The 20176-nt window shown below is 62.4% G+C and carries 21 protein-coding genes; 9 read left to right on the plus strand and 12 right to left on the minus strand.

Translation table 11 applies throughout. The annotated features are described in order from the left end of the window. Window positions 1-74: 74 nt before the first annotated feature. Window positions 75-1160, minus strand: a complete 1086-nt coding sequence (locus R4P65_RS13825) for a PQQ-dependent sugar dehydrogenase (RefSeq protein WP_317826931.1) — start codon at window positions 1158-1160, stop codon at window positions 75-77. Between the two features lie 178 nt (window positions 1161-1338). On the opposite strand from R4P65_RS13825, the gene R4P65_RS13830 reads away from it, so the two are divergent. Further along, window positions 1339-2547, plus strand: a complete 1209-nt coding sequence (locus tag R4P65_RS13830; RefSeq protein ID WP_317826932.1) for an MFS transporter — start codon at window positions 1339-1341, stop codon at window positions 2545-2547. 28 nt (window positions 2548-2575) lie between these two features. Here R4P65_RS13830 and R4P65_RS13835 read toward each other — a convergent pair whose 3' ends face one another. Next, window positions 2576-3472 carry a helix-turn-helix transcriptional regulator gene (locus R4P65_RS13835; protein WP_317826933.1) on the minus strand — a complete coding sequence of 299 codons (897 nt, stop codon included), beginning with the start codon at window positions 3470-3472 and terminating at the stop codon, window positions 2576-2578. 134 nt (window positions 3473-3606) lie between these two features. Here R4P65_RS13835 and R4P65_RS13840 point away from each other — a divergent pair, with 134 nt between their 5' ends. The 3 genes from R4P65_RS13840 to R4P65_RS13850 all read left to right on the plus strand — a co-directional run bounded on the left by R4P65_RS13840 (window position 3607) and on the right by R4P65_RS13850 (window position 7365). Then, window positions 3607-4629 carry a zinc-dependent alcohol dehydrogenase family protein gene (locus tag R4P65_RS13840; RefSeq protein WP_230815835.1) on the plus strand — a complete coding sequence of 341 codons (1023 nt, stop codon included), beginning with the start codon at window positions 3607-3609 and terminating at the stop codon, window positions 4627-4629. Window positions 4630-5023: 394 nt separating this feature from the next. Beyond that, window positions 5024-6859, plus strand: a complete 1836-nt coding sequence (locus tag R4P65_RS13845; RefSeq protein ID WP_317826934.1) for an acyl-CoA dehydrogenase — start codon at window positions 5024-5026, stop codon at window positions 6857-6859. 20 nt (window positions 6860-6879) lie between these two features. Beyond that, window positions 6880-7365 (plus strand): hypothetical protein, encoded by a 486-nt coding sequence (locus R4P65_RS13850; RefSeq protein ID WP_317826935.1) that lies wholly within the window; start codon window positions 6880-6882, stop codon window positions 7363-7365. 18 nt (window positions 7366-7383) lie between these two features. Here the strand turns inward: R4P65_RS13850 and R4P65_RS13855 are convergent, their stop codons facing one another. From R4P65_RS13855 to R4P65_RS13865, 3 genes are read right to left on the minus strand one after another with little or no spacing between them, the layout of a single operon-like run. After that, window positions 7384-8088: a hypothetical protein gene (locus R4P65_RS13855; protein WP_317826936.1), complete on the minus strand. Its 705-nt coding sequence runs from the start codon at window positions 8086-8088 to the stop codon at window positions 7384-7386. Continuing rightward, complete coding sequence (locus tag R4P65_RS13860; protein ID WP_317826937.1) at window positions 8085-9113, minus strand: NAD(P)H-dependent flavin oxidoreductase; 1029 nt, start codon at window positions 9111-9113, stop codon at window positions 8085-8087. The genes R4P65_RS13855 and R4P65_RS13860 overlap by 4 nt, the downstream gene beginning before the upstream one ends. 45 nt (window positions 9114-9158) lie before the next feature. After that, the gene (locus tag R4P65_RS13865) at window positions 9159-10361 is read right to left on the minus strand and encodes a YbfB/YjiJ family MFS transporter (protein ID WP_317826938.1); all 1203 of its coding nucleotides are present in this window, start codon (window positions 10359-10361) and stop codon (window positions 9159-9161) included. Window positions 10362-10456: 95 nt separating this feature from the next. On the opposite strand from R4P65_RS13865, the gene R4P65_RS13870 reads away from it, so the two are divergent. Continuing rightward, entirely contained in the window at window positions 10457-11374 is a 918-nt protein-coding gene (locus R4P65_RS13870) for a LysR family transcriptional regulator (RefSeq protein WP_317826939.1), read from the plus strand. After that, a complete protein-coding gene (locus tag R4P65_RS13875) occupies window positions 11374-12063 on the plus strand; it encodes an Imm52 family immunity protein (RefSeq protein ID WP_317826940.1) in 690 nt (229 codons plus the stop codon). The genes R4P65_RS13870 and R4P65_RS13875 overlap by 1 nt, the downstream gene beginning before the upstream one ends. Before the next feature lie 38 nt (window positions 12064-12101). On the opposite strand, the gene R4P65_RS13880 is transcribed toward R4P65_RS13875, so the two are convergent. Together R4P65_RS13880 and R4P65_RS13885 are read right to left on the minus strand one after the other, a co-directional pair. Beyond that, window positions 12102-12572 (minus strand): hypothetical protein, encoded by a 471-nt coding sequence (locus R4P65_RS13880; RefSeq protein ID WP_230815827.1) that lies wholly within the window; start codon window positions 12570-12572, stop codon window positions 12102-12104. Window positions 12573-12686: 114 nt separating this feature from the next. Next, window positions 12687-13313, minus strand: coding sequence for a class I SAM-dependent methyltransferase (locus R4P65_RS13885; protein ID WP_317826941.1), 627 nt, complete (start codon window positions 13311-13313; stop codon window positions 12687-12689). A 104-nt stretch (window positions 13314-13417) separates the two neighbouring features. Here R4P65_RS13885 and R4P65_RS13890 point away from each other — a divergent pair, with 104 nt between their 5' ends. After that, window positions 13418-13666: a DUF3253 domain-containing protein gene (locus R4P65_RS13890; RefSeq protein ID WP_317826942.1), complete on the plus strand. Its 249-nt coding sequence runs from the start codon at window positions 13418-13420 to the stop codon at window positions 13664-13666. A 44-nt stretch (window positions 13667-13710) separates the two neighbouring features. Here R4P65_RS13890 and R4P65_RS13895 read toward each other — a convergent pair whose 3' ends face one another. The 5 genes from R4P65_RS13895 to R4P65_RS13915 form a co-directional block, all read right to left on the minus strand. Beyond that, window positions 13711-14577: an NmrA family NAD(P)-binding protein gene (locus tag R4P65_RS13895; RefSeq protein ID WP_317826943.1), complete on the minus strand. Its 867-nt coding sequence runs from the start codon at window positions 14575-14577 to the stop codon at window positions 13711-13713. A gap of 56 nt (window positions 14578-14633) precedes the next feature. Beyond that, a complete protein-coding gene (locus R4P65_RS13900) occupies window positions 14634-15017 on the minus strand; it encodes a hypothetical protein (protein WP_317826944.1) in 384 nt (127 codons plus the stop codon). 239 nt (window positions 15018-15256) lie between these two features. Then, on the minus strand, window positions 15257-15775 hold the full coding sequence (locus tag R4P65_RS13905; RefSeq protein ID WP_003943230.1) for a MarR family winged helix-turn-helix transcriptional regulator: 519 nt from the start codon (window positions 15773-15775) through the stop codon (window positions 15257-15259). A gap of 20 nt (window positions 15776-15795) precedes the next feature. Further along, window positions 15796-17289 (minus strand): amidase, encoded by a 1494-nt coding sequence (locus tag R4P65_RS13910; RefSeq protein ID WP_317826945.1) that lies wholly within the window; start codon window positions 17287-17289, stop codon window positions 15796-15798. A gap of 47 nt (window positions 17290-17336) precedes the next feature. Next, window positions 17337-18554: an MFS transporter gene (locus R4P65_RS13915; RefSeq protein WP_317826946.1), complete on the minus strand. Its 1218-nt coding sequence runs from the start codon at window positions 18552-18554 to the stop codon at window positions 17337-17339. 120 nt (window positions 18555-18674) lie between these two features. On the opposite strand from R4P65_RS13915, the gene R4P65_RS13920 reads away from it, so the two are divergent. After that, window positions 18675-19574, plus strand: coding sequence for a LysR family transcriptional regulator (locus tag R4P65_RS13920; RefSeq protein WP_317826947.1), 900 nt, complete (start codon window positions 18675-18677; stop codon window positions 19572-19574). Between the two features lie 68 nt (window positions 19575-19642). Continuing rightward, on the plus strand, window positions 19643-20122 hold the full coding sequence (locus R4P65_RS13925) for a hypothetical protein (RefSeq protein ID WP_317826948.1): 480 nt from the start codon (window positions 19643-19645) through the stop codon (window positions 20120-20122). The last annotated feature ends 54 nt before the right edge of the window (window positions 20123-20176 follow it).

Consider the following 20176-nt stretch of genomic DNA (forward strand, 5'->3'; position numbering starts at 1 on the left):
GTAGCGATAGTAGTGAATCACCGGCCTCGGCCAGGTTCGTCCGGCTGAAAGTGCTGCATTCGCCGGATATCGACTCAGCGCAACGGGACGCGAATGATCTGGTCGTCACCGGGGTTCGGGTCGCCACGACCGTCTGTGTTGTTCGTCAGTATCCACAGCGACCCATCGGGAGCGATGGCAACGTCGCGAAGGCGTCCGTATGTGTCGACGAACTGCTCGTCAGCCGTTGCGGGGTCGGTCAACGGCACAGCCCGCAGTCGCTCACCGCGGAGATTGGCGATGTAGATCGTGCCGTCGTGGATGACGATTCCGCTGGGGCTTGCATCATCAGGTGACCATTGTTGGAGCGGGTCGATGAATCCGCCTTCACCCGCAATCCCTTCGACCTCGGGCCACCCGTAGTTTCCGCCTGCTTCGATCTCATTGAGCTCGTCCCAGGTGTCTTGCCCGAACTCGCTGGCATACATCGTGCCGTCCTCGGTCCAGGCAATGCCCTGCGAGTTGCGATGCCCGTAGCTGTAGACAAGCGAGTTCGGAAACGGGTTATCTTGCGGCACATCACCATCCGGAGTCATGTGAAGGATCTTCCCGGACAACGAATCGAGATCCTGAGCCCGGTCGCGACCACCGGCATCACCGACGGTGGCGTACAGCATCCCGTCCGGGCCGAACGCGATGCGACCTCCGTTGTGGTAGTTGGCCGACAGGAGGCCGTCGAGAATCGTCTCGGCCGGTCCGAGTGCAAGCGCTCCGGGATCGCCGGTGATTCCATAACGTTCGATCCGGTTTTCCCCGTCGGCGGTGAAGTACACGTACAGGTCGTTTTCATGTACTGCGATCCCGAGGAGACCGCCCTCTCCCCTAGGGCTGACGCCGTCAATTGCTCCCACTTCACGGACGCTTCCACTGCCGTCGACTTCGAGGATTCGTGCGCTGTCGCGCTCACTGACAAGTGGAATCCGGCCGTGGAAAGCGATCGACCAGGGCGCGTCCAAGCCGTCGGAGAAGGTCTCGGGTTCACCGAACGCCGCAGCTGGCGCCGATCGTGTTGTCGTACTTGCCCCCGGACCAGGCCCTTCAGCGTCCTCGGCACTGCAAGCAGTCATCAAGGCCGATACGAGCACGGCGGCGCCAAGTACTCGGATCTGTCGTCGTGTCATGGGCGAGTCTCCCTGGTTCAGACAGTCTTTGCGCCGACGGTAGCGCGGAATCGGCCACGTCGGGAGCCCCTTCGAGTACCCCCAACAATCGGGACTCCCTCGCAGGCGACGGGCGTGATGCCCTGGACGGGCGCGCCACGACATGCGCGTCGTGAACAGAAAGAGAACTGACCACCTCATGATTTCCGCCCCGACCGTCGAAGAAACCGGCCGCCTGCCGCTCGTGATCTACGTGCTGGCCGTCGGAGTTTTCTTGATGGGCACAACCGAGTTCGTCGTCGCCGGCATTCTTCCCGAGATCGCGAGCGACCTCGATACGTCGATCGCGAACGTCGGCCTGATGATCACCGTCTTCGCGATCGGAATGATCGTCGGCACGCCGACGATGGCGATCTTGACACTCAGGGTTCCCCGACGCGCGACCTTGAGTTCGGCGCTGGTTGTCTTCGCGATCGGACACGTCGTCGTCGCGCTCTCGTCCAACTTCGGGCTCATTCTCGGCGCCCGCTTCCTCACCGCCGTGGCGACGGGCGCATTCTGGGCAGTCGCCGCAGTGGTCAGAGCGAAAGCGGCAGGCCCGGCGTCTTCCTCGCGCGCGCTCGGCATCGTCTTGGGCGGAGGCATGCTCGCGAACGTCATCGGTGTTCCGCTCGGCGCTCTGGCCGGTCAAACCATCGGGTGGCGTGGTCCTTTCTGGACCCTCGCAGCCCTCGCACTCGTTGCCGCGGTCGTCGTCCATCGATTGGTGCCCGCCGAATCCGACTCCGGTGCGGTGCCGTCTTGGCGAGCGGAGATCGCGAGCCTGCGGGACGGACGCATCTGGCTCGTTCTGTCCGGTTGCGCCGTCGTATGCGGCTCGTCGCTGGCGGCATACAGCTTCATCTCGCCGCTGTTGACCGAAAACACGGGACTTGTTGCGTCGGCAGTGCCACTGGTGCTTGTCGGCTACGGACTCGGTGCGTTCGTCGGCTCCAATCTCGGCGGCCGACTCGGTGCAAAGCATCAGTACGGCGTCTTGTTCGCCTCGGCAGCGATGACGTTTCTCGTACTCGGTGCGCTCTGCCTCTTCTCGTACAACGCATTCGCGACGGTGATTCTCGTAGTCATGCTGGGACTGTTCGGCATGTCGACCAATCCCATCCTGATCGGGATGGCTGTGCGGTACGCCGATCAGGCGCCGACGATGGCTTCTGCTCTCAGCACCTCGTCGTTCAATCTGGGCACAGCGGTCGGCTCCTGGATCGCCGGGTTCGCGTTCGCCTCGAGTCTCGGTGCCACTGGTCCGATGTTGGTAGGCACCGGCGTCGCCGCTCTCTACTTTCTGCCGCTGATCATCCTGTTGCGTAAGGAACGCACGAAGCGCACCGTCGTCGAAGTCTTCGACTGACGACGCACATCAACCGTCGCGCAGTTCCTCAGCCGTCCGTCAGCGAACGCTCCGACACGTGAGGCGCAGAGTCCGCATTATCACTGGCTGCCAACGAGGCGAGTAGCTGCATCCGCTCGGCGGAGGGCGATCCCGGCTCTGCGGTGTAGATCGTGAGTGTCAACCCTGGCTCGGCGGCCATCTCCAAACCTTCGAAAGCAAGCGTCAGCTCCCCCACGGCGGAGTGGTGAAAGGTCTTGAATCCGGTCCCGTGATGGCGGACGTCGTGCGCACCCCACCGCCGCCGGAATTCCTCACTCCGAGTGCTGAGTTCACCGATCAGGTCGTGCAATTCCTTGTTGTGCGGATCTCGCCCAGCCTCGGTTCGCAGAATCGAGACAGTCACTTCGGCAAAGGCGTTCCAGTCCGGATAGAACTCGAAAGCCCTTTCGTCGAGGAACGTGAAGCGTGCGATGTTCGGCGGCTGCCCCGGCATGTCGTACACATCCTTGTAAAACGCACGCGCGAGTGGGTTGACCGCAAGAAGATCCATGCGACCGTTCCGGACGAAGGCGGGTCCCGCTGTGACTGCATCGAGCGCCCACTGCAGGCTCTGATGGGGCTTCCAGCACTTCGTATTTCGCCGACGCGGGGGCCTGGCTACCGGGCTTGCCGCGTGCGCGAGATCAAAAAGGTGGGCACGCTCGGCGGCGTCGAGTAGTAGTGCCTTCGCAATGCTGTCGAGCACTCCCGGCGATGCGCCGCTGATCGCTCCGCGCTCGAGCCTCGTGTAGTACTCGACGCTTACTCCGGCAAGGGTTGCCACTTCACTTCGACGCAAACCTTCCACGCGGCGGTTCGATCCGGCCGGAAGCCCAACTTGCTCAGGCGTGACTCGGGCGCGCCGCGAGGTGAGGAATTCGCGTACCTGCGCTCGATCGTCCATGCCATCGAGGGTAAGTCAGTGACCGGTAGCGAGGGAGTCCCTCGCAGTACCACTATCGCGCAGGACTCCCGCAGGCCGCCAAATCGTGATCAGGTTGAAGGGACACGAAGAAACCGATGGTGAGGAGCCACGTCATGCGCGCTGTCGTCATGCATGCCCCCGGCGATGTCCGGGTCGAAGAGATCGAAGCACCTGTGATCGTCGAACCGACCGACGCGATCATTCGCGTTACAGCCACCTGCGTCTGCGGTTCCGATCTCTGGCCGTACCGCGGCATCGAAGAGCTGAATGGTCCGACGCCGATGGGACACGAATACGTCGGCGTCGTCGAACAGGTCGGCGCTGACGTCAACGACATCGAAGTTGGGGACTTCGTCGTAGGCTCGTTCGTCGCGTCGGACAACACCTGCGAAATCTGCGAGGCGGGCTTTCAGTCTCGCTGTATCCACCAGGTCATGATGGGCTCGGTCGGCACCCAATCCGAATACGCTCGCATCCCGCTCGCGGACGGCACCCTCGTCCCTGTCCGCGGAGAGCCGACCGAGCGGCAGGCCCGCAGTCTCCTTGCAGCCTCCGACGTACTCGGCACCGGCTGGTTCGCCGCCGTAGCTGCGGAAGCTGGACCTGGCAAAACGGTCGCCGTCGTCGGCGACGGCGCAGTCGGACTCCTTGCGATCCTCGCTGCCAGACAACTCGGCGCCGAGCGGATCATCGCCATGTCACGTCACGCCGACCGGCAGGCACTCGCCACGCAATTCGGCGCCACCGACATCGTCGAAGAGCGGGGCGACGCGGGCATCGCGAAGATCAAGGAACTCACCGGCGGCTACGGCGCCCACTCGACCGTCGAAGCCGTAGGCACCCAAGAATCGATGATGCAGGCTATCGGAGCTACCCGCCCCGGCGGGCATGTCGGCTACGTCGGGGTATCCCACGGCGTCGAACTCGACGGCATGAACCTGTTCTTCGCGACGGTGAGCCTGCTCGGCGGTCCCGCGCCGGTCAGGCGATTCCTACCTGAGCTGATCGAGCTCATCATGACCGACCAGATCGACCCAGGCATCGTCTTCGACCTCACTCTCCCGTTGGAGGAAGCCGCCGCCGGCTACCAGGCAATGGACGAGCGGCGCGCCACCAAAGTCCTACTCACCCTCTGACCGATACCGAAGGCGCGCAAGGCAGAACTCGGGCTCTACGCACAGATCGAGGAACGTCTCGGCTACCAACGAAAGGCACCTTTTGTTTACCGAGCAGCATGTTCACTGATCACCGCACATGCGTACGACACCGAAGGTGAGTTTGGGCACTTCGCTTGGCGCGCAGCTGCTTTGAGTCAAAATGATGCCACGCGACTGATCTGAACCCCGACAGCGGAAACCGATTGTACGAGTGAATGTTCGACGAAATGGACTCAGCGCTACTTCGTAGCAACGACGCTCGTCTCTACCTACGGTTGCGTACTGAATTCCTTGTGGGGCAGTCTTTCTGTGTACTGCTGACGAGCCGTATTACTGACGAGCCGTATTACTGACGAGCCAAGGTCGGAGAACAATGGGTCATTACAAAAGCAACGTCCGTGATATCGAGTTCAATCTGTTCGAGGTACTCGGGCTCGGCCAACTGTTGGATGCAGGTGCTTACGGGGACCTCGACACCGACACTGTGCGCAACATTCTTGCCGAGGTAGCGAGGCTGGCGGAGGGCCCGGTCGCCGCGTCCTTCGCCGACGCAGATCGGAACCCTGTCGAATTCGACGCACCCAACCACGCGGTAGTCGTCCCGGAACCCCTGCGCAAGACCGTCGAGGCGGTGAACGAGGCTGGTTGGTCGCGGCTCGGACTACCAGAGGGCATGGGCGGCGTTCCTGCTCCCGCGCCGCTGGTCTGGGCGATCGGCGAGATGTTGGTCGCGGCAAACGGATCGGCGAGCTTTTTCAACATGGGTCCGCTGATGGCAAGCGTGCTCTACAGCATCGGAAACGAACAGCAAAAGCACTGGGCCAAAGAGGGTTTCGAGCGGGGCTGGGCCGGAACGATGGTGCTGACGGAACCCGATGCCGGCTCAGACGTGGGCGCAGGCCGAACGAAGGCGATCGAGCAGAATGACGGCACGTGGCACATCGAGGGTGTCAAGCGGTTCATCTCCGGCGGCGACGTCGGGGACACTGCCGAGAACCTCTTCCACTTGGTGCTTGCACGACCGGAAGGGGCAGGCCCCGGAACCAAAGGGCTGAGCCTGTTCTACGTTCCGAAGTTCCACTTCAACTTGGAGACACTTGAACTGGGAGGGCGCAACGGCGTCTACGTCACCGGCGTCGAACACAAGATGGGCCTCAAGTCGTCCCCGACCTGCGAACTCACGTTCGGTGCCACGGACGTGCCCGCGGTCGGCTGGCTCGTAGGTGATGTGCACAACGGTATCGCCCAGATGTTCCAGGTCATCGAGAATGCCCGGATGATGGTGGGTACCAAGGCGACAGGAACCCTGTCCACCGGCTATCTCAATGCTCTGGAGTACGCAAAAGAACGAATTCAAGGTGCGGACCTCACCGAACTGACAAACAAAACCGCACCCCGTGTGGCCATCACGCACCACCCCGACGTCCGACGCAGCCTGGCGATGCAGAAGGCCTACGCCGAAGGCCTCAGGGCGGTCTACCTCTACACCGCTGCCCATCAGAATGCCGATGTCGCCGAGTTGGTTTCGGGGGCTGATGCCGAATTGGCGGCGCGGGTCAACGATCTGCTGCTGCCGATCGTCAAGGGCGTCGGCTCCGAGAAGGCCTACGAACTGCTCACCGAGAGCCTGCAGACCCTGGGCGGCTCCGGGTATCTGCAGGACTACCCCATCGAGCAGTACATCCGCGATGCCAAGATCGACACCCTGTACGAGGGCACCACGGCAATCCAGGCGCAGGACTTCTTCTTTCGGAAGATCGCACGCGACCGCGGCGTTGCACTCGCTCACGTAGCCGGTCACATACGAGAGTTCATCGACAGCGAGGCCGGCAACGGTCGTCTCAAGGCCGAACGATTCTTGCTCGAAACCGCGTTGACCGACGTGCAGGAGATGGCCGGGACGCTCACGGGCTACCTGATGGCGTCCCAAGACCAGCCTTCCGAGTTGTACAAAATAGGCCTCGGCTCGGTGCGCTTTCTGTACGCGGTAGGTGACCTGCTCATCGGATGGCGACTGCTGGTGCAAGCCGAAGTCGCGTTGGCAGCCTTGGATCGTGATGCGTCGGCAAAGGACCGATCGTTCTATCGGGGCAAGGTGGTCGTCGCGTCGTACTTCGCAAAGAACATCCTGCCCGTCCTGGCGTCGACCAAAGAAATCCTGGGTTCCCTGGACAACGAGATCATGGAACTCGAGGAAGACGCGTTCTGACAACGTGCCATAGTGAAGGCATGTATATGCCCGACTTCGACTACGTGGGGGTATGGGGCTTTCCGATCATGGGGCCGGATGCACCAGACGGCGCCCCTACCAACGTCGTCGAGGCGTGCCACGCTGTCGGCAGGGATCTGCAATGCCGCTGGCACGGCCCTGACACGTACATGCAGAACTGCGTGTGGACGGTGTCGATGCTCGATGACGGTCAGTGCCACCTCGCGCTCGACGCTGGACCACGGCCAAAGGGCAAGAGTGCAGGAACCAGCCCACTGAGGGGCTTCGGGTTCGGCGGGCCGCACATCGAACAGCCTGTACAGGAGTTGACGGCCCTGATCGCCGGCGAAGTCCAGGACGAGCTGGCCGGCGGATTTCCCTATGTTCACTGGCCTATTGAGAAGGACCGATTCCTGATGCCTTCGTTACGAGACGGACGCGCGGTATGGGTGGTTCGCAGCGCTGATCGCATTGTCTCCGAGATCGGCGAGCTCTGCCCGAGATGAAAATGCTTGCTGCGTGATTCAAACGTGGTCGTGAACCGGCGACGGAATCTTGTTGGAACGATACGAGTCTCCGCTCCGGTTCGGCCGCCAGAGACGCCAGTGTTTCGCGGATAACCTGAACGGGAGATGGTCTTGTAGGTGACGAGCACCGGACGACAACCGTTCGTCTGCAGGCAGGTTGAGCCACAGGGACAGTGAGGATGCCGCGTTGCCGAGGGTTGCGCGTATGCCTGACTCGCCGAGAGTCCGGCCGTATCCATCCACGGCAAAACGGCCGAACGCGTCGGGGGTGATGTCGGGGTGCGGCGCGCGGGTGTTGGGGTCGATCAGGCGTACGGGCGCGCTGTATGTCAGTGCCGCCACAGAACGTCCGTGGGTTGTGACTGCATCGCAACCAACGAGGGCATCGAGCGCTTCGTTGACAGAACCAGGTGGGACGTTCCATTCGGTATGGGTTTGCGCTTTGTAGCGGGGCCCACCGAAGAGCTCGGTAGCGAACGATGACAACTGCGCGGTCGGCTCGGATGGCCCACTCTGGTAGATCTCGAACGTCCACGACGGCAACGACACTGGTTCGGTGCAGGATTCCAGGAATGTCTGCAGCCGCTGAAATGCAACATCGGGACGCTTGACTCGAAGCGAGTGTGCACCACCGGCGGACCCGGGCAACCCGTCGTATGTCACTACTTCCGGCAATCCGGCTTCCGGTGTCCGCGCCGTCACAGGTTAGCCAATCGCGAAATCACTACCCCGGCTGGTTCCTCCGTCGCGTGGCGATAGCCGGTGCCGGCCCACAGGTGCATTCGCTCGGGATCTGCCTGCGCAACAGCGGCTTTGCGCATCGGGTTGGTCAGGTGATGGATGGCCGGATACCCGATGGGCGCTTGTGCGTCGTAGCGATCGATGAACTCGTTCCGAAGTGCTCGTGCAGGACGTCCCGTGAAAGCTCTTGTGACGACCGTGTTCCCGCGGGACGTGTCGGCCAGAGCTGCCTTGTGCGGAGCCGAGGCACCACTCTCCTCGGTGCGCAGCAGCACAGTACCGACCACTGCCGCGTCCGCTCCGGCACGTAAGGCAGCAGCGACGTCGGCGGAGGTCGCCAGTCCACCTGCCGACAATAGCGGAACAGAGGTGCGATGACGGATTTGTGCGATCAGTTCGGTGATCGGTGTTTCTGCCGGAACCTGCAGGGGAGTGAGCGTTCCGGAGTGGCCGCCGGCAGCCGACGATTGCACGACAAGCAGATCGGCACCGGCGTCGACGGCAAGGAGCGCCTCTGCCTCCGAAGTCACAGTGAGGACGACAAGTGAACCGGCAGCGCGCAGCGCCTTGATGACGCCGGGTGTGGGAAAGCCGAAGGTGAAGCTGACCACCGGAACCGGGCTGGCCAGGAGCAGATCGATCTTGTCCTCGAAGTAGTCGTCGTCTTCGACCGGCTCACCGTCAGCCAGTGTGATGCCGTAGCGATCCGCCTCAACCTGAATCGCCCTGGCATAGGCACGGTAGGCATCGACGTCGACAGGCACCGGGTTGGGCGCAAAGACGTTGACACCGAACGACACTCCCTCGGCGCGCACGGCGTCGATCTGGTCGGACAGAGCCTGAGGCGTCTTGTACCCGGCGGCGAGGAAGCCGAGACCGCCTGCGCGAGAGGCAGCAGCAACAAGTTCCGGTGTGGAAGCGCCGCCAGCCATGGGGGCTGCGATGACAGGGACCTTCAGGTCGAGATCGGTTGTGAGTGCGCTCATTCGAACATCTCCAGTCCTACGTCGGGTAGTGCTCCGGCGGTTTCGTCATCTGACATCAAAAACTACCTCCTCAGTCGAGGTGGCCGTCCGAGGGTCCGCATCGAGATCGGAAGGGAATCGGAACCGCAATGCCGCGGCGGCCACTGCCGCGCCCAGGACGACGGCCGCACCCAACAGCAGAGCGTCGCGATACCCGTCTCGCAGCAACGGAGTGACAACGAGTGGGCCGAGAATCTGACCGACGCTGTATCCAGCGGTCAGCAACGCCACTGCGCGTGGGAACTGCAGGTGCGCGCCGATTGCCAACACAATTGACCCGATACCAAGGAAGGTGACACCGAACAGGAAAGCTGAAATCAGTGCGGGGCCGACGCCTCCGATCACAGCAGGAAGCGCTATGCCCACCGCCTGAATCAACAGGGCAACGAGAAGCAGAGTCGGCCTCGACCAACGCAGGCTGAGCCAAGCCCACAGGGCGCACGAGGGAAATGCGGCCAGACCGACCACTATCCAAGCGCCGCTGCCGACCCATTCTGGAGCGGCGAGATCGATTGCGGCAACAAGGAACGTGCCCGCGATGATGTAGCCGATGCCTTCCAGGAAATAACTGATGAACAGGGCAGTGAACCCGCGTTGGGAACTGGGAGTTCCCGGCGCGTCCGGTGTGATGATCGGACGCGTTTCCGGCGTCAATCCCCAGGCGGCGACCGCACACACCACTGCAAGGGCCGCAGATGCCAGCCAGGCTGTACTCCAGGTACCGATGAAGCGGACGACGAACACGAGGACCCCGGACAGGGCGATGCCCAACCCAACTCCACCGAATCCCCATCCGGCCAAGAATTGGGACTGCCCCCGAAGGTGCGCGTGCAAAGCGCTGACGGCGATCATGAAGACGAGGGCACTGGCAATGCCTGCGACGAGCCGCAGGGCGAACCAGATGGATCCGTCGTGGGTAGTGGGCATGAGCGCCAAAGTCGCGATGAGGACCACCAACGACGTACGCATCACCGCTGCCGAGCGCACCACGCCGGGAATGAGGATTCCCGCGAGCGCGCCGATCAGGTACCCGACGTAGTTGGCCGTCGCCAGGGTGGCACCGAGCGAGGCGGACAGACCGGCCTGCGTGTGCATCAACGGCAGGATCGGTGTGTAGACGAATCGACCGATTCCCATGCTCGCCGCCAGCGCAGCGGCAGCTTGGACAGCGTGCGCTCGCGGGGAGACGCCGTTGTGGACTGTGGTCATGGTCTTATCGTGTGCCCCGGCCGCGCCGGACCGCCACGACCGCTTTGCTCCTGACTGATAGGCACAACCTCCCACCGCACGTAGCATGAAGGATCGTGGAGCTGCGTCAGCTGAGATATTTCGAGGTCGTCGCCGAGGAACTGCACTTCGGCCGAGCCGCGGCACGACTACTGATAGCCGGGCCGTCATTGTCGCAGCAGATCATGGCACTCGAACGCGACCTCGGCGTCAAGCTGTTCGTCCGCGACCGTCGTTCCGTCGCTCTGACGCCAGCCGGCGCGGCCCTGCTCCCCGATGTCCGTGCGCTACTCGAGAGTGCCGAGAATCTGCGACGCCGCGCGGAACGTCTGTCCGGAGCGGAGCCCGTCCGGATCGGCTACGTCAATTGGCTTCCGACGGATCTCGTCGCACACACCTCAGGGGTCGCGCAACTGCACGTCGATCCGTGGGTGGCGCCCTCGCACGCGCAGGCCTCGCGAGTGGCAGACGGTAGCCTCGACCTTGCTATCGCCTGGGTGCGGAAAACCGATCTCGCCCAACATGCTCTGAGCGCAAGACTGCTCGGTGCGGATCGGCTGTTCGCGGTCTCCTCCGGTGCGGACACCACACCGGTGCGGGCACGCGACGTCGTCGTACTCGTCGACGACGACACCACGTCCTGGTATTCATGGAACGTCTACGCCGAAGAATTCGCCCGCGATACCGGCGCACAGATCCTGCGCATCAACGACGGTGGTATCACAGGCCCCGCATTCTTCGATCACGTCCGAGCTATCGGCCGCCCCGTGGTCAACTCGCCCAAGGGTCAGACCACAACGCTACCAACCGATCTCAACGCACGCTCAATGGTCGATCCGGCAGCAATCTGGACGTGGTCGCTCCTGTACCGCGATAACGAAACACGCTCTGCTGTTCTCGCCGCTGTCGACGCTCTCACTCGAGACGTCACTGATCTCGGAATCCAAGAAGACGGAATATGGCTACCCAAGGACGATCCCTACCGGAGGAATTGATGGCACGACGTGCAATTCGTGTGTTCTGGGGGCGGCGGCCCGAATCGGTTCAGGCCGTGTCGATCCGGTGGCGCCGGACCTTGGAACAAGTCGAGTTCCTGTTGCCGGAGGCAGTCGGTGGGTCGTGGCAACAGGTCCACTCATCCGGACCTGCCACCACCCTGACCGTCGAACAACTGACCCGGGTGCTCGATAATGCACGGACTGCCGAGAATTGGTCGGATCGTCTGGGAATCGGATTGAGACTCACATCCGGCGGTGGCCCCGAATGGGAACTCGAACTCTCCGGGCTGGCGGGCGGCGAACCGGAAATCGTCCTTCAGTCGATGGTTCTCACTGTCAGCGCGCCAGCTACCGCCGAAGTTCCTGAGACAGAACTACTTCGAATGCTCGCCGTTGTGTGGGAACCGGACTTCGGAGACGTCACCGACGACAACATCCTCGACGCTCTCGAAGACGAGTCCGACTATCGCGTTGGTGATCCCGTAGTAGGCCGAGTCGGTTTTCTCTCGGCAGCCAGGGCAGATGCGCTCCCTGCCGAGTTGGGAGTCACAACCTCCGAAGTGCCGGGCCGGGGCGTACTGCTTCAGATCGGATCCGTCGATACAGTCCTTCGGGCATACGAACGCCTCCGTGACGCCGGGGCGCTGGAACCGCTGCCCCGTCCATTGGATCGGGCAGTCTTCTGAAACCTTGCTATCGACGATGATCGCGAATCGGTAAAATTTCAGCCCTCTCCCGGCTGCCTCTTCGCGCCGCCGTTGCGAGCTTCGATAGCCTCGATGGACTTCGTGAACGACTTTCCCAACACCTGAGTGCCGAAGAGCCCAAGTACCGATGCCAGGAGCTTTCCCTTGAGATTCTTGCCATCGCGGACCACGACGGCGTCGACATCGGTCAGCCCCGTCGGTTGCTGCGTGAGTGTGTAGGTGTGGCTCGACGCCCCGCCCCACAAGTTGGAGTCAGTAGTTGTCATCACGACGCGATGCGGGTCGGTCCAGTCGTAGTGCAGGCGTTCCCAAATACCGCTGGAGCCCTCCGTGACATCCGCGTCGTGGGGCCCTTGTTGGTGCACTTTCAGGTAGGTGTCCGCGCTGCGGCCGAAGATCTCCTCGCGGCCCGGCCCGAAGTCGGTCAGGCCGGCGAGGACCTGTTCGGGCGTCGCGGTGGTCGTCTGGTGAAGATGGATCGTGGTCATGGCGCCTTCCTTCAGCTGTGGATGATCCGGTGCTGAAATACGGAGGAGTGACCCACCCAGCACACCACTCAGACGAAATGAATGAAAGAGGACAGTTCGCTCTGCCTCGATCCGCTATTCGCCGCTGCGCCGCCTGGCAGTGATCGCGCCGTGCGGCCGGTAGCCGCTCCCCGTCCGGGTATGGGTCTCGATCACGTCGAAACCCGCTGTGACCAGAACCTGGGCAAGTTCAGCCACCGGCCATCGATAACCAGTCGTCGCGGCGTGGTCAAAAGGCTCCACGCTTGAGCCCTCGAAGAAGCCGACCAACAAACCACCACCTGGGCGGATCACTCGCGCGAATTCAGCGAGCGGTGCCTCGATGTCTTGCGGGTGGTGATGAATGAGCGAGTACCAGGACAGCACGCCGCCCAGTGAATTCGTTCTCGCGTCCAATGCCTCGAAGCCCCCGACCTCGAAGGAGAGATCTGGGTATTGGGTGCGTGCTCGTTCGACGAACTCGGGAACCAGATCGATCCCGCTCACAGCCAGACCGCTCTGGGCCAGGAAGTCTGTCCACTGCCCCGGCCCGCACCCGGCGTCGAGCACGGGGCCGGGCAAAGTGGCGGCCCAGCTGGTCACCAGGGCTCGATCAGACGGGTGCGTCGAATCCATGGAGCCGAAGAGATCCGTGTACTCCTGGGATCGGGCCGAATACGAGTCTCGGACTACGTCACGGCGCGTTGCACTCGAATTCTCCACGCCGTCAATGATCGTCGATGTGCACCTTTCCTTCACTACAACTCGCCGGACCGAAGGTTCATACGCTGTTGACTGCGAGCGATCACGACCGGAAGGTGTTTCATATGGAGGAAGAAAAGGATCTGTCGGCGAAGATCCGCGAACTACTCAGCACGCGATCAGCCGAGTCAAGCATCTGCACTTCAGACGTGGCCCGCGCGACGACACCCGACAATTGGCGTCCGCTGATGGAACCCGTCCGAGAGGCTGCCCGCCGAATGGTCGCCGACGGCGAAGTCCAGATCACCCAGGGCGGCGAAGTCGTCGATCCTGAATCGGCACGAGGTCCGATCAGGATTCGCTGGGCTCGTTGACCAACCGAGTGACTTCTGCCGGGTACTGCTCTCGCAGCGTGAAATCAGCGGAAACGGTCCAGATGCTCACGCAGGAACGCATCCAGGCTGCGGGGCTCACGCCCCAGGACACGTGTAACCGTGTCGGTGGGTGCTTCCGGGCGCGAGACGGCAAGTTGCTGGATCTCCAGAATGTGCTCGGCCAGCCACGGAGGCATGTGGGCATGATCGACGAGGTTTTGCCGCAGTTCGTGCGGTGGCAGGTCGATATAGCGGACGGGGCGACCGAGCATACAGGTCAGAGAATCGGCGATTCCGTCGTAGCCGACTGCCTCGCTGCCCGTCAGGACGTAGGTGCCGCCGGCGAGATCGGCGCGCGTGAGTACGGCGGCGGCAACATCACCGATATCTCGGCAGTCGATCCAGTTGCACGGCGCGTCCCGCATCGCGCCCAGAATCACCCCTTGCGCAGCCACCGCCGGAGCCAGGAGCAACAAATTCTGCATGAACGCGTAAGGGCGGAGCAGGGTGTGGCGGATCCCGGATGCGCGCAGGTGTTCTCCGACGGCATGGTGGCCACGGGAGAGAGCGATGGGGGAGTCGGCCGCGGCGGCAGGGTCGGAGATCTTGACGATGTGTTCGACGCCGCTCTCGGCGGCTATGTCGATGACACGCGTTTCGAGCTCGACCTGTTCCGGGCCGTTGGCCATGGCGAGGAAAAGCTGTTCGGCCCCTTTGAAAGCCGTGCGTAGCGAGGTGGGGTCTGCGGCATCGGCCGGCACTACTTCGACGACACCGTCGGCCAAGTCGCCGAGGTGGGCGCGCAGCCTGTCCGGGTCGCGGGACAGCGCTCGGCTCGGCACACCCGAGGATGCGAGACTGTGTAGCAACGCGCCGCCTGTGGTTCCGGACGCTCCCATGATGACGATCATCGTGTTCCTTTCGGTTGTTCCCCGGGAAGCCAGGGATCTTTGACATGTGTTGTCTGTCAGGGATTCTGACGTCGCCATCGCCAGCTCACGATGACGGCAGCGACAGCGGCGGAGATAGGCAGATCGAACTGCAGCCGAGCGAGCCAAGCGGTATCGACCATGCTCGTGTGGGCTGGTAGCCAACGGGAGGCGAACCACCCGACGAGACCTGCAATTACAGCGGCTCCGACGGCAAGAATTGCCGCCACCATGGTGCGAGGCAGGGCCGTGGTCCACGGCCGTGCCCGTGCGCGGCGCTGCAGCCAGGAGCCGATCAGCAACGCCACCACTGCCGACGTGCCCGCGATGGACGTAAATGCCGCCATCGTGAGGCCCGATTGGCCGGATGCGACTCCGCCCGCACCCGCCATCAACGCCGGGGCCAGATAGGCGACCAGCACCTCTCTCCACAGGGTGAAAGGTTCGTGCGCCGCGACGATCGGCGACCGGGACGCGTCGATTGGAATCGGTTATTTCCCTTTTGTTTTCGCGACGGATCGGTGGGGTGAGTCCGGACATGAAGGAGACCAACTTTCCGATTATAATTAGGTGGCTAACTATGTGGGCATGGAAGGAGAAGCCTCCGTCGAGAATTGACGACGATTCGAATCGCTACGCGAATGCCTGGAATCCCAGCCGACTACTCCGCAGTCAGCGCACCGATACCGCGAACGACCCGCGAGAGCAGATCCAGAAAGACCGCACGCTCGTCGACAGTGAGCTCGTCGACCATTTCCTCGAGGCGAGCAAAGTGTTCGGGCGCCATGTCACGTAAACGCTGAGCGCCACGAGCAGTCAGGACGACCACCGCACCACGCCCGTCCTCGGCGGACGGACGTCGAGCGACCAAACCCTCCTGCTCGAGCCCATCGACCAGGCCGGTGACCGTGGCTCGTGAGACGCCGAGATCAGCGGCCAGCCGCGAGGGAGATTTCTCCCCGTCGTGGTCTTCCAGATCCGCAAGCAGTCGGTAACGGCCGGTCGACAGTCCATACCTCGCGAAGTGAACCTCGGTTGCTCGACCGAGCCGCGCGCCCGCCGAGATCAGCCGCACCGCAACCAGCACCGCCTGCGGATCGGACCCGAGGCCGTAATGCTCCAACTGCCGCCGCGCCTGATCCAACGTGGGTGAGTCGTGATCGGTTCCGTCCACTGCCATGCAACTAATATGGCACCTAACTACATTCTGGTCAACCCGGCATCTGAGCTTGTTTCAAACCCCGAGCAATCCCTGCGGGTCGCGTAGCAGTCTGGATGCTCATTCGGATATGGCAAAACCTTCTCGAGGGCGAGACCAATCGAAAAGGCCGTGTGGTCGTCGTACGGCCGCGTAACTATCTGTGTGCCCGTGGGGATTCCGTTCCGAGCGAAACCGGTGGGGATTGTCAGCACCGGGCAGCTGCTCAGGATGTTGAAGGTGATGGCCGGGACAGCCTCGAGGTAGAACTCCAATTCTGTTCCAGCCACATTGATTCCGTGCCCGACGTAGTCGTCGCCGGCAAGAAACCCGCCCGTCGCCACTGCCGGTGTGATCAATGCGTCATAGGTGTCGAACAGAGACCCGATCGACTCATACAGTTCGGCTTCGATCGCGAGTCCGTCGAGGAAAGTCGCGTCACCACGGGTGCGGCGTGCCCAGCGGGCGAATTCCTTCGCGTACTCCGTGACCTTGTCGGGGTGCGCGGATGCTTCGGCAGAAATCGAAGCACCGAACACGTGGTCGTAGTGAATGGCAGCAGCGCGCATGATTGCAGCGCGTGACAGGTCGACTTCGATGATCTCCGCGCGTGCGCCCAGTGCAGTGAGGGTGTCCACCAACTTGGCGGTGTTCGCGACAACGTCCGGATCAACCGGCCAGTCACCCAACGCGGGGATCACGGCGATACGCATTCCTGCGCACGAATGCGTTGCGAGGCCGGGCAGCGGTGATGCCGGCACATGCGAGGCAATGTCAGTGGAGGTCGGTCCCGCGATGACCGACTGCATTGTGAGGCAATCACTTACGGTGCGAGCCATCGGACCGCTGTGGCAGTAGCGATCGAGATTAAAGGGCGGATCGACGGGGACACGGCCGTGCGGTGGCTTGAACCCCACAACGCCGTTGAACGACGACGGAGTTCGAATCGATCCCGCGACGTCGGAGCCGGTAGCCAAGGTCGTCATGCCGGCGGCAAGCGCGACCGCTGACCCGCCGGACGAACCGCCGGAGGAGTATTTCGTGTTCCACGGATTGCGAGTCACTCCCCACAGTTCGGACTGTGTGAACGCGGCCGAGGAGAATTCGGGCGCCGTCGATCTAGCGTGAACGATCGCACCGGCGTCGATGATCCGCTGCACGAAAGTCGAAGTGTGGGTGGCAATCACATCTTCGTAAACCTTGGAACCTTGGGTCCACGGTTGCCCTTGGATCGGTTCGTCCTCTTTCACGACAACGGGAACACCGGCGAGCGGAAGCCCCGCATCCCAGCCGCGGGCGTAGTGGCGTTCGGCTGATTTCGCTTGTGCCCGTGCAGCATCGAAGAAAGTATGTCCCACTGCATTCAAGGTTGGGTTGAGTGTCTCGATACGTTCGATTGCAGATTCGAGCACTTCCACCGGAGACAGCGATTTGTCTCGGTAGCGACTGAGCATCTCGGCCACGTCCATGAAGGTTGAATCGAGTGTCTCGCGCATATTTGTTGTCCTGCCTGTACGAAAGTTTTGCGTGGGCGACTAGGTTGTCAGTTCATGTCCGCTGCGACGGGTTTGCGGATTGTCGCGAGAAGGATTGCGAGAGCAGCGATTCCAGCCGCGATCCAGAAGACCGACTGGGAACCGGCGTGGTCGTGAATGCGTCCGCCGGCGAACGCGCCGAGGGCGATGCTTGCATTGAAGACTGCGACCCACAGAGCCGCAGCGGCCTCTCGGTGAACGGGGGCTGCTTGTGCGATCCATGTTTGAGTACTCACCGATACACCACCGTAAAAGAGGCCCCAAGCCGCCATGAGCAGAGCAGCTGTGATCAAGGTGGTAGCCGAGATCGGGAACAGGGCAAGGGTGATCGCTACTCCCGCGCTGAGGATGACGACCACAGTCTTCGGAGACTTGGTGGCAGATGGCCCGGCTATGAAGTTGCCGACAACGCCCAGAACCCCGTAGATCAAGAGCATCGTGCCGATCTGCGCAGGGTGCAATCCTGCGAAGAACTCCAGCCCCGGACGCACATAGGTGTACGCCGCGAAATGAGCGGTGACGATGAGCGCGGTAATCGCGATTCCGACGCGGACTCCCGGGTTCCGAAAAGCCACCGCGAGACTCCCGAGCGACAGGGCTTGATCAGCCGGCATCGTTGGTAGGACAGCGATCATAGCGAGCGCGATCAGCGTCGCTGCGCAGCTGAGAGCCCAGAATGCAAAGCTCCACCCGGCCGCTGCCCCGATGTACGTCCCGGCAGGAACACCGAGAACTGAGGCAACAGCGATTCCGCTGAAGATGATCGTGGTCGCCAACCCGACGGATCTGGTCTCCACCAACCTGGGAGCCAGGCTCGCGGCGAGTGCCCAGACTCCGCCCATGCTCACCCCTAGAAGGACGCGAGCCACAGCGAGGACAGCGAAGCTCGGCGCAAGGGCAGTGACGGCGTTCGCCGCGGCGACGACAAGCATCAGAACAATGAGCGTCGACCGACGATCGAAGCGCCGGGTCACAATGGGCACGAACGGCGCAGTGGCCGCTGCCACCAACCCGGTAATGGCCAGTGAGAGCCCGATGGTCCCTTCGCTTTCCATCAGAGCAGCACCGATCGGGGTGAGTAGTCCGACCGGCATCATCTCCGCTGCGACAACAATGAAGGTGGACGATGCGATCAGGGCGACAGCAGCCCAGTGGTTCTCGGTGGTGTGTGCGTGGGTTGAGGACGTGGGCGCAGGGCTGTGCTGCCCGGGCGCGGAATGTGGCATGTAACCAGGGAAGCTCTCGCAGGCCACCGGATCAACGGCGAATCGCTCATCCAACCATTAGCCCAATTCATCGATGGGCAAGGATGGGGTGCGCGGACGAGGCGAGGATCGGAGTGAAATATGTCGGAACTTCCGATGCGTGAGATCGAGTGCTTCCTCGTACTCGCTGAAGAACTGCACTTCGGTCGCACCGGAGAAAGGTTGTTCATCTCCCAGAGCCGGGTCAGTCAGCTGATCAGCGCGTTGGAGCGTCGTATCGGCACAAGCCTCGTAGCGCGGACCAGTCGCCGTGTGCATCTCACTGAATTCGGCGCCGAATTTCTTGCGTCGCTGGCTCCCGCCCACAGAGCACTCTCAGCAGTGATCGACGACGCTCGAACGAAGGCGCGCAACATACCGACACCGCTTCGGGTGGGTTTCCAAGGAGCAATTTACGATTCGGTCGCGACGGCCGTCTCTCGCTTCGAGATGCAACATCCGCAAATATGCGTGACCATCAAGGAATTACCCCTGGGTGATCCGTTCAGTGATGTACTCGCCGGGCGAATCGATGCGGCGGTAGCCCTTCTCCCTGTCGAAGAACCCGAGCTGACAACCGGGCTCGTCTTTTCTCGACAGCCCCAGACGCTGGCCGTCTCAGTCCATCACCCGTTCAGTGAACTGGACGTGATCGACGCCGAGCAGTTAGCGCAGATATGCCTGGTACCCATCACCGGACCCGCCCCTGACTATTGGCATCGCGCGAATTCCCCGAGCACGACGCCGAGCGGAGCCAAGGTTCCCACGCAGGGTGGGGCGAGCACCGTTCAAGAAGGCCTGTCGCAGGTCGCATTCAGTCAGGTCGGCCTCATCCTTTGCGCCGCGACCGCCGCCTACAATCAACGCTCGGACATCAGATTCGTACCGATCAATGGTTTACCCGAATCCGCTTTGGGTCTCGTGTGGCGTACCGATCTCGAGTGCCCCCACCATCGCCATTTCGCGAAGGCCATCGAGGAAGCACACAAAAGCCTTGTCTGACGGCGATCAGTCAAGTCACGGAAGGACTCCGGGACATTGGTGCGCATCGTCTGTGGGATGATCGCGCCATGTCTGCGATCACCGACTACTTCACCGCGCGCACGGATGAGCATGCCACCTCCGCCCTCGAGGGACTCGTCGACTTGGAACCAGCGGCGAACGATGCCTCTCGCCCGCGGATTCAGTTGACTGCGGGTGGGACTCCAGTTCTGCAGGCGAAAGGCATCGATCCAGTTGTCGCGCTGGGCCGACTGGAAGCAGCCCTCACCGCTCGCTCCTACGACGACGTCGCAAAAGGTCCACGCTGCGGGAAACTCGTCGCAATGAGCGACGACGGCGACACCCTTGTGCTCACGGTTACCGACGAATTACGTGATGCACTAGCGGAATTGAACGCTGAAGGCGTCGCGGCCGCCGCGGCCGCCTGGGCGATCGACGAGACGAGTGAACCGTCGGAGGACTCAGTGCCGTTCCTGACCGCCTTTGCCGAACTAGCGACCAGAGCTGTGGCTCAGGGCGAACGAATGTACGGCTACGTCGTCATTTGAGCTTCGCGACTCCACCGATCTGATCGGACAGGCCGTTCGTCTTCGACAACTCCC

Origin of the sequence: Rhodococcus sp. IEGM 1318, from assembly GCF_033142465.1 — a bacterium.
Classification (GTDB): Bacteria; Actinomycetota; Actinomycetes; order Mycobacteriales; family Mycobacteriaceae; genus Rhodococcus_F; species Rhodococcus_F qingshengii_B.

What these genes read in the sequence shown, in the direction of transcription:
- R4P65_RS13825 (WP_317826931.1), bottom strand. Translation starts at nt 1,160, where the DNA reads ATGACACGACGACAGATCCGAGTACTTGGCGCCGCCGTGCTCGTATCG.
- R4P65_RS13830 (WP_317826932.1), top strand. Translation starts at nt 1,339, where the DNA reads ATGATTTCCGCCCCGACCGTCGAAGAAACCGGCCGCCTGCCGCTCGTG.
- R4P65_RS13835 (WP_317826933.1), bottom strand. Translation starts at nt 3,472, where the DNA reads ATGGACGATCGAGCGCAGGTACGCGAATTCCTCACCTCGCGGCGCGCC.
- R4P65_RS13840 (WP_230815835.1), top strand. Translation starts at nt 3,607, where the DNA reads ATGCGCGCTGTCGTCATGCATGCCCCCGGCGATGTCCGGGTCGAAGAG.
- R4P65_RS13845 (WP_317826934.1), top strand. Translation starts at nt 5,024, where the DNA reads ATGGGTCATTACAAAAGCAACGTCCGTGATATCGAGTTCAATCTGTTC.
- R4P65_RS13850 (WP_317826935.1), top strand. Translation starts at nt 6,880, where the DNA reads ATGTATATGCCCGACTTCGACTACGTGGGGGTATGGGGCTTTCCGATC.
- R4P65_RS13860 (WP_317826937.1), bottom strand. Translation starts at nt 9,113, where the DNA reads ATGAGCGCACTCACAACCGATCTCGACCTGAAGGTCCCTGTCATCGCA.
- R4P65_RS13865 (WP_317826938.1), bottom strand. Translation starts at nt 10,361, where the DNA reads ATGACCACAGTCCACAACGGCGTCTCCCCGCGAGCGCACGCTGTCCAA.
- R4P65_RS13875 (WP_317826940.1), top strand. Translation starts at nt 11,374, where the DNA reads ATGGCACGACGTGCAATTCGTGTGTTCTGGGGGCGGCGGCCCGAATCG.
- R4P65_RS13880 (WP_230815827.1), bottom strand. Translation starts at nt 12,572, where the DNA reads ATGACCACGATCCATCTTCACCAGACGACCACCGCGACGCCCGAACAG.
- R4P65_RS13890 (WP_317826942.1), top strand. Translation starts at nt 13,418, where the DNA reads ATGGAGGAAGAAAAGGATCTGTCGGCGAAGATCCGCGAACTACTCAGC.
- R4P65_RS13895 (WP_317826943.1), bottom strand. Translation starts at nt 14,577, where the DNA reads ATGATCGTCATCATGGGAGCGTCCGGAACCACAGGCGGCGCGTTGCTA.
- R4P65_RS13905 (WP_003943230.1), bottom strand. Translation starts at nt 15,775, where the DNA reads ATGGCAGTGGACGGAACCGATCACGACTCACCCACGTTGGATCAGGCG.
- R4P65_RS13910 (WP_317826945.1), bottom strand. Translation starts at nt 17,289, where the DNA reads ATGCGCGAGACACTCGATTCAACCTTCATGGACGTGGCCGAGATGCTC.
- R4P65_RS13915 (WP_317826946.1), bottom strand. Translation starts at nt 18,554, where the DNA reads ATGCCACATTCCGCGCCCGGGCAGCACAGCCCTGCGCCCACGTCCTCA.
- R4P65_RS13920 (WP_317826947.1), top strand. Translation starts at nt 18,675, where the DNA reads ATGTCGGAACTTCCGATGCGTGAGATCGAGTGCTTCCTCGTACTCGCT.
- R4P65_RS13925 (WP_317826948.1), top strand. Translation starts at nt 19,643, where the DNA reads ATGTCTGCGATCACCGACTACTTCACCGCGCGCACGGATGAGCATGCC.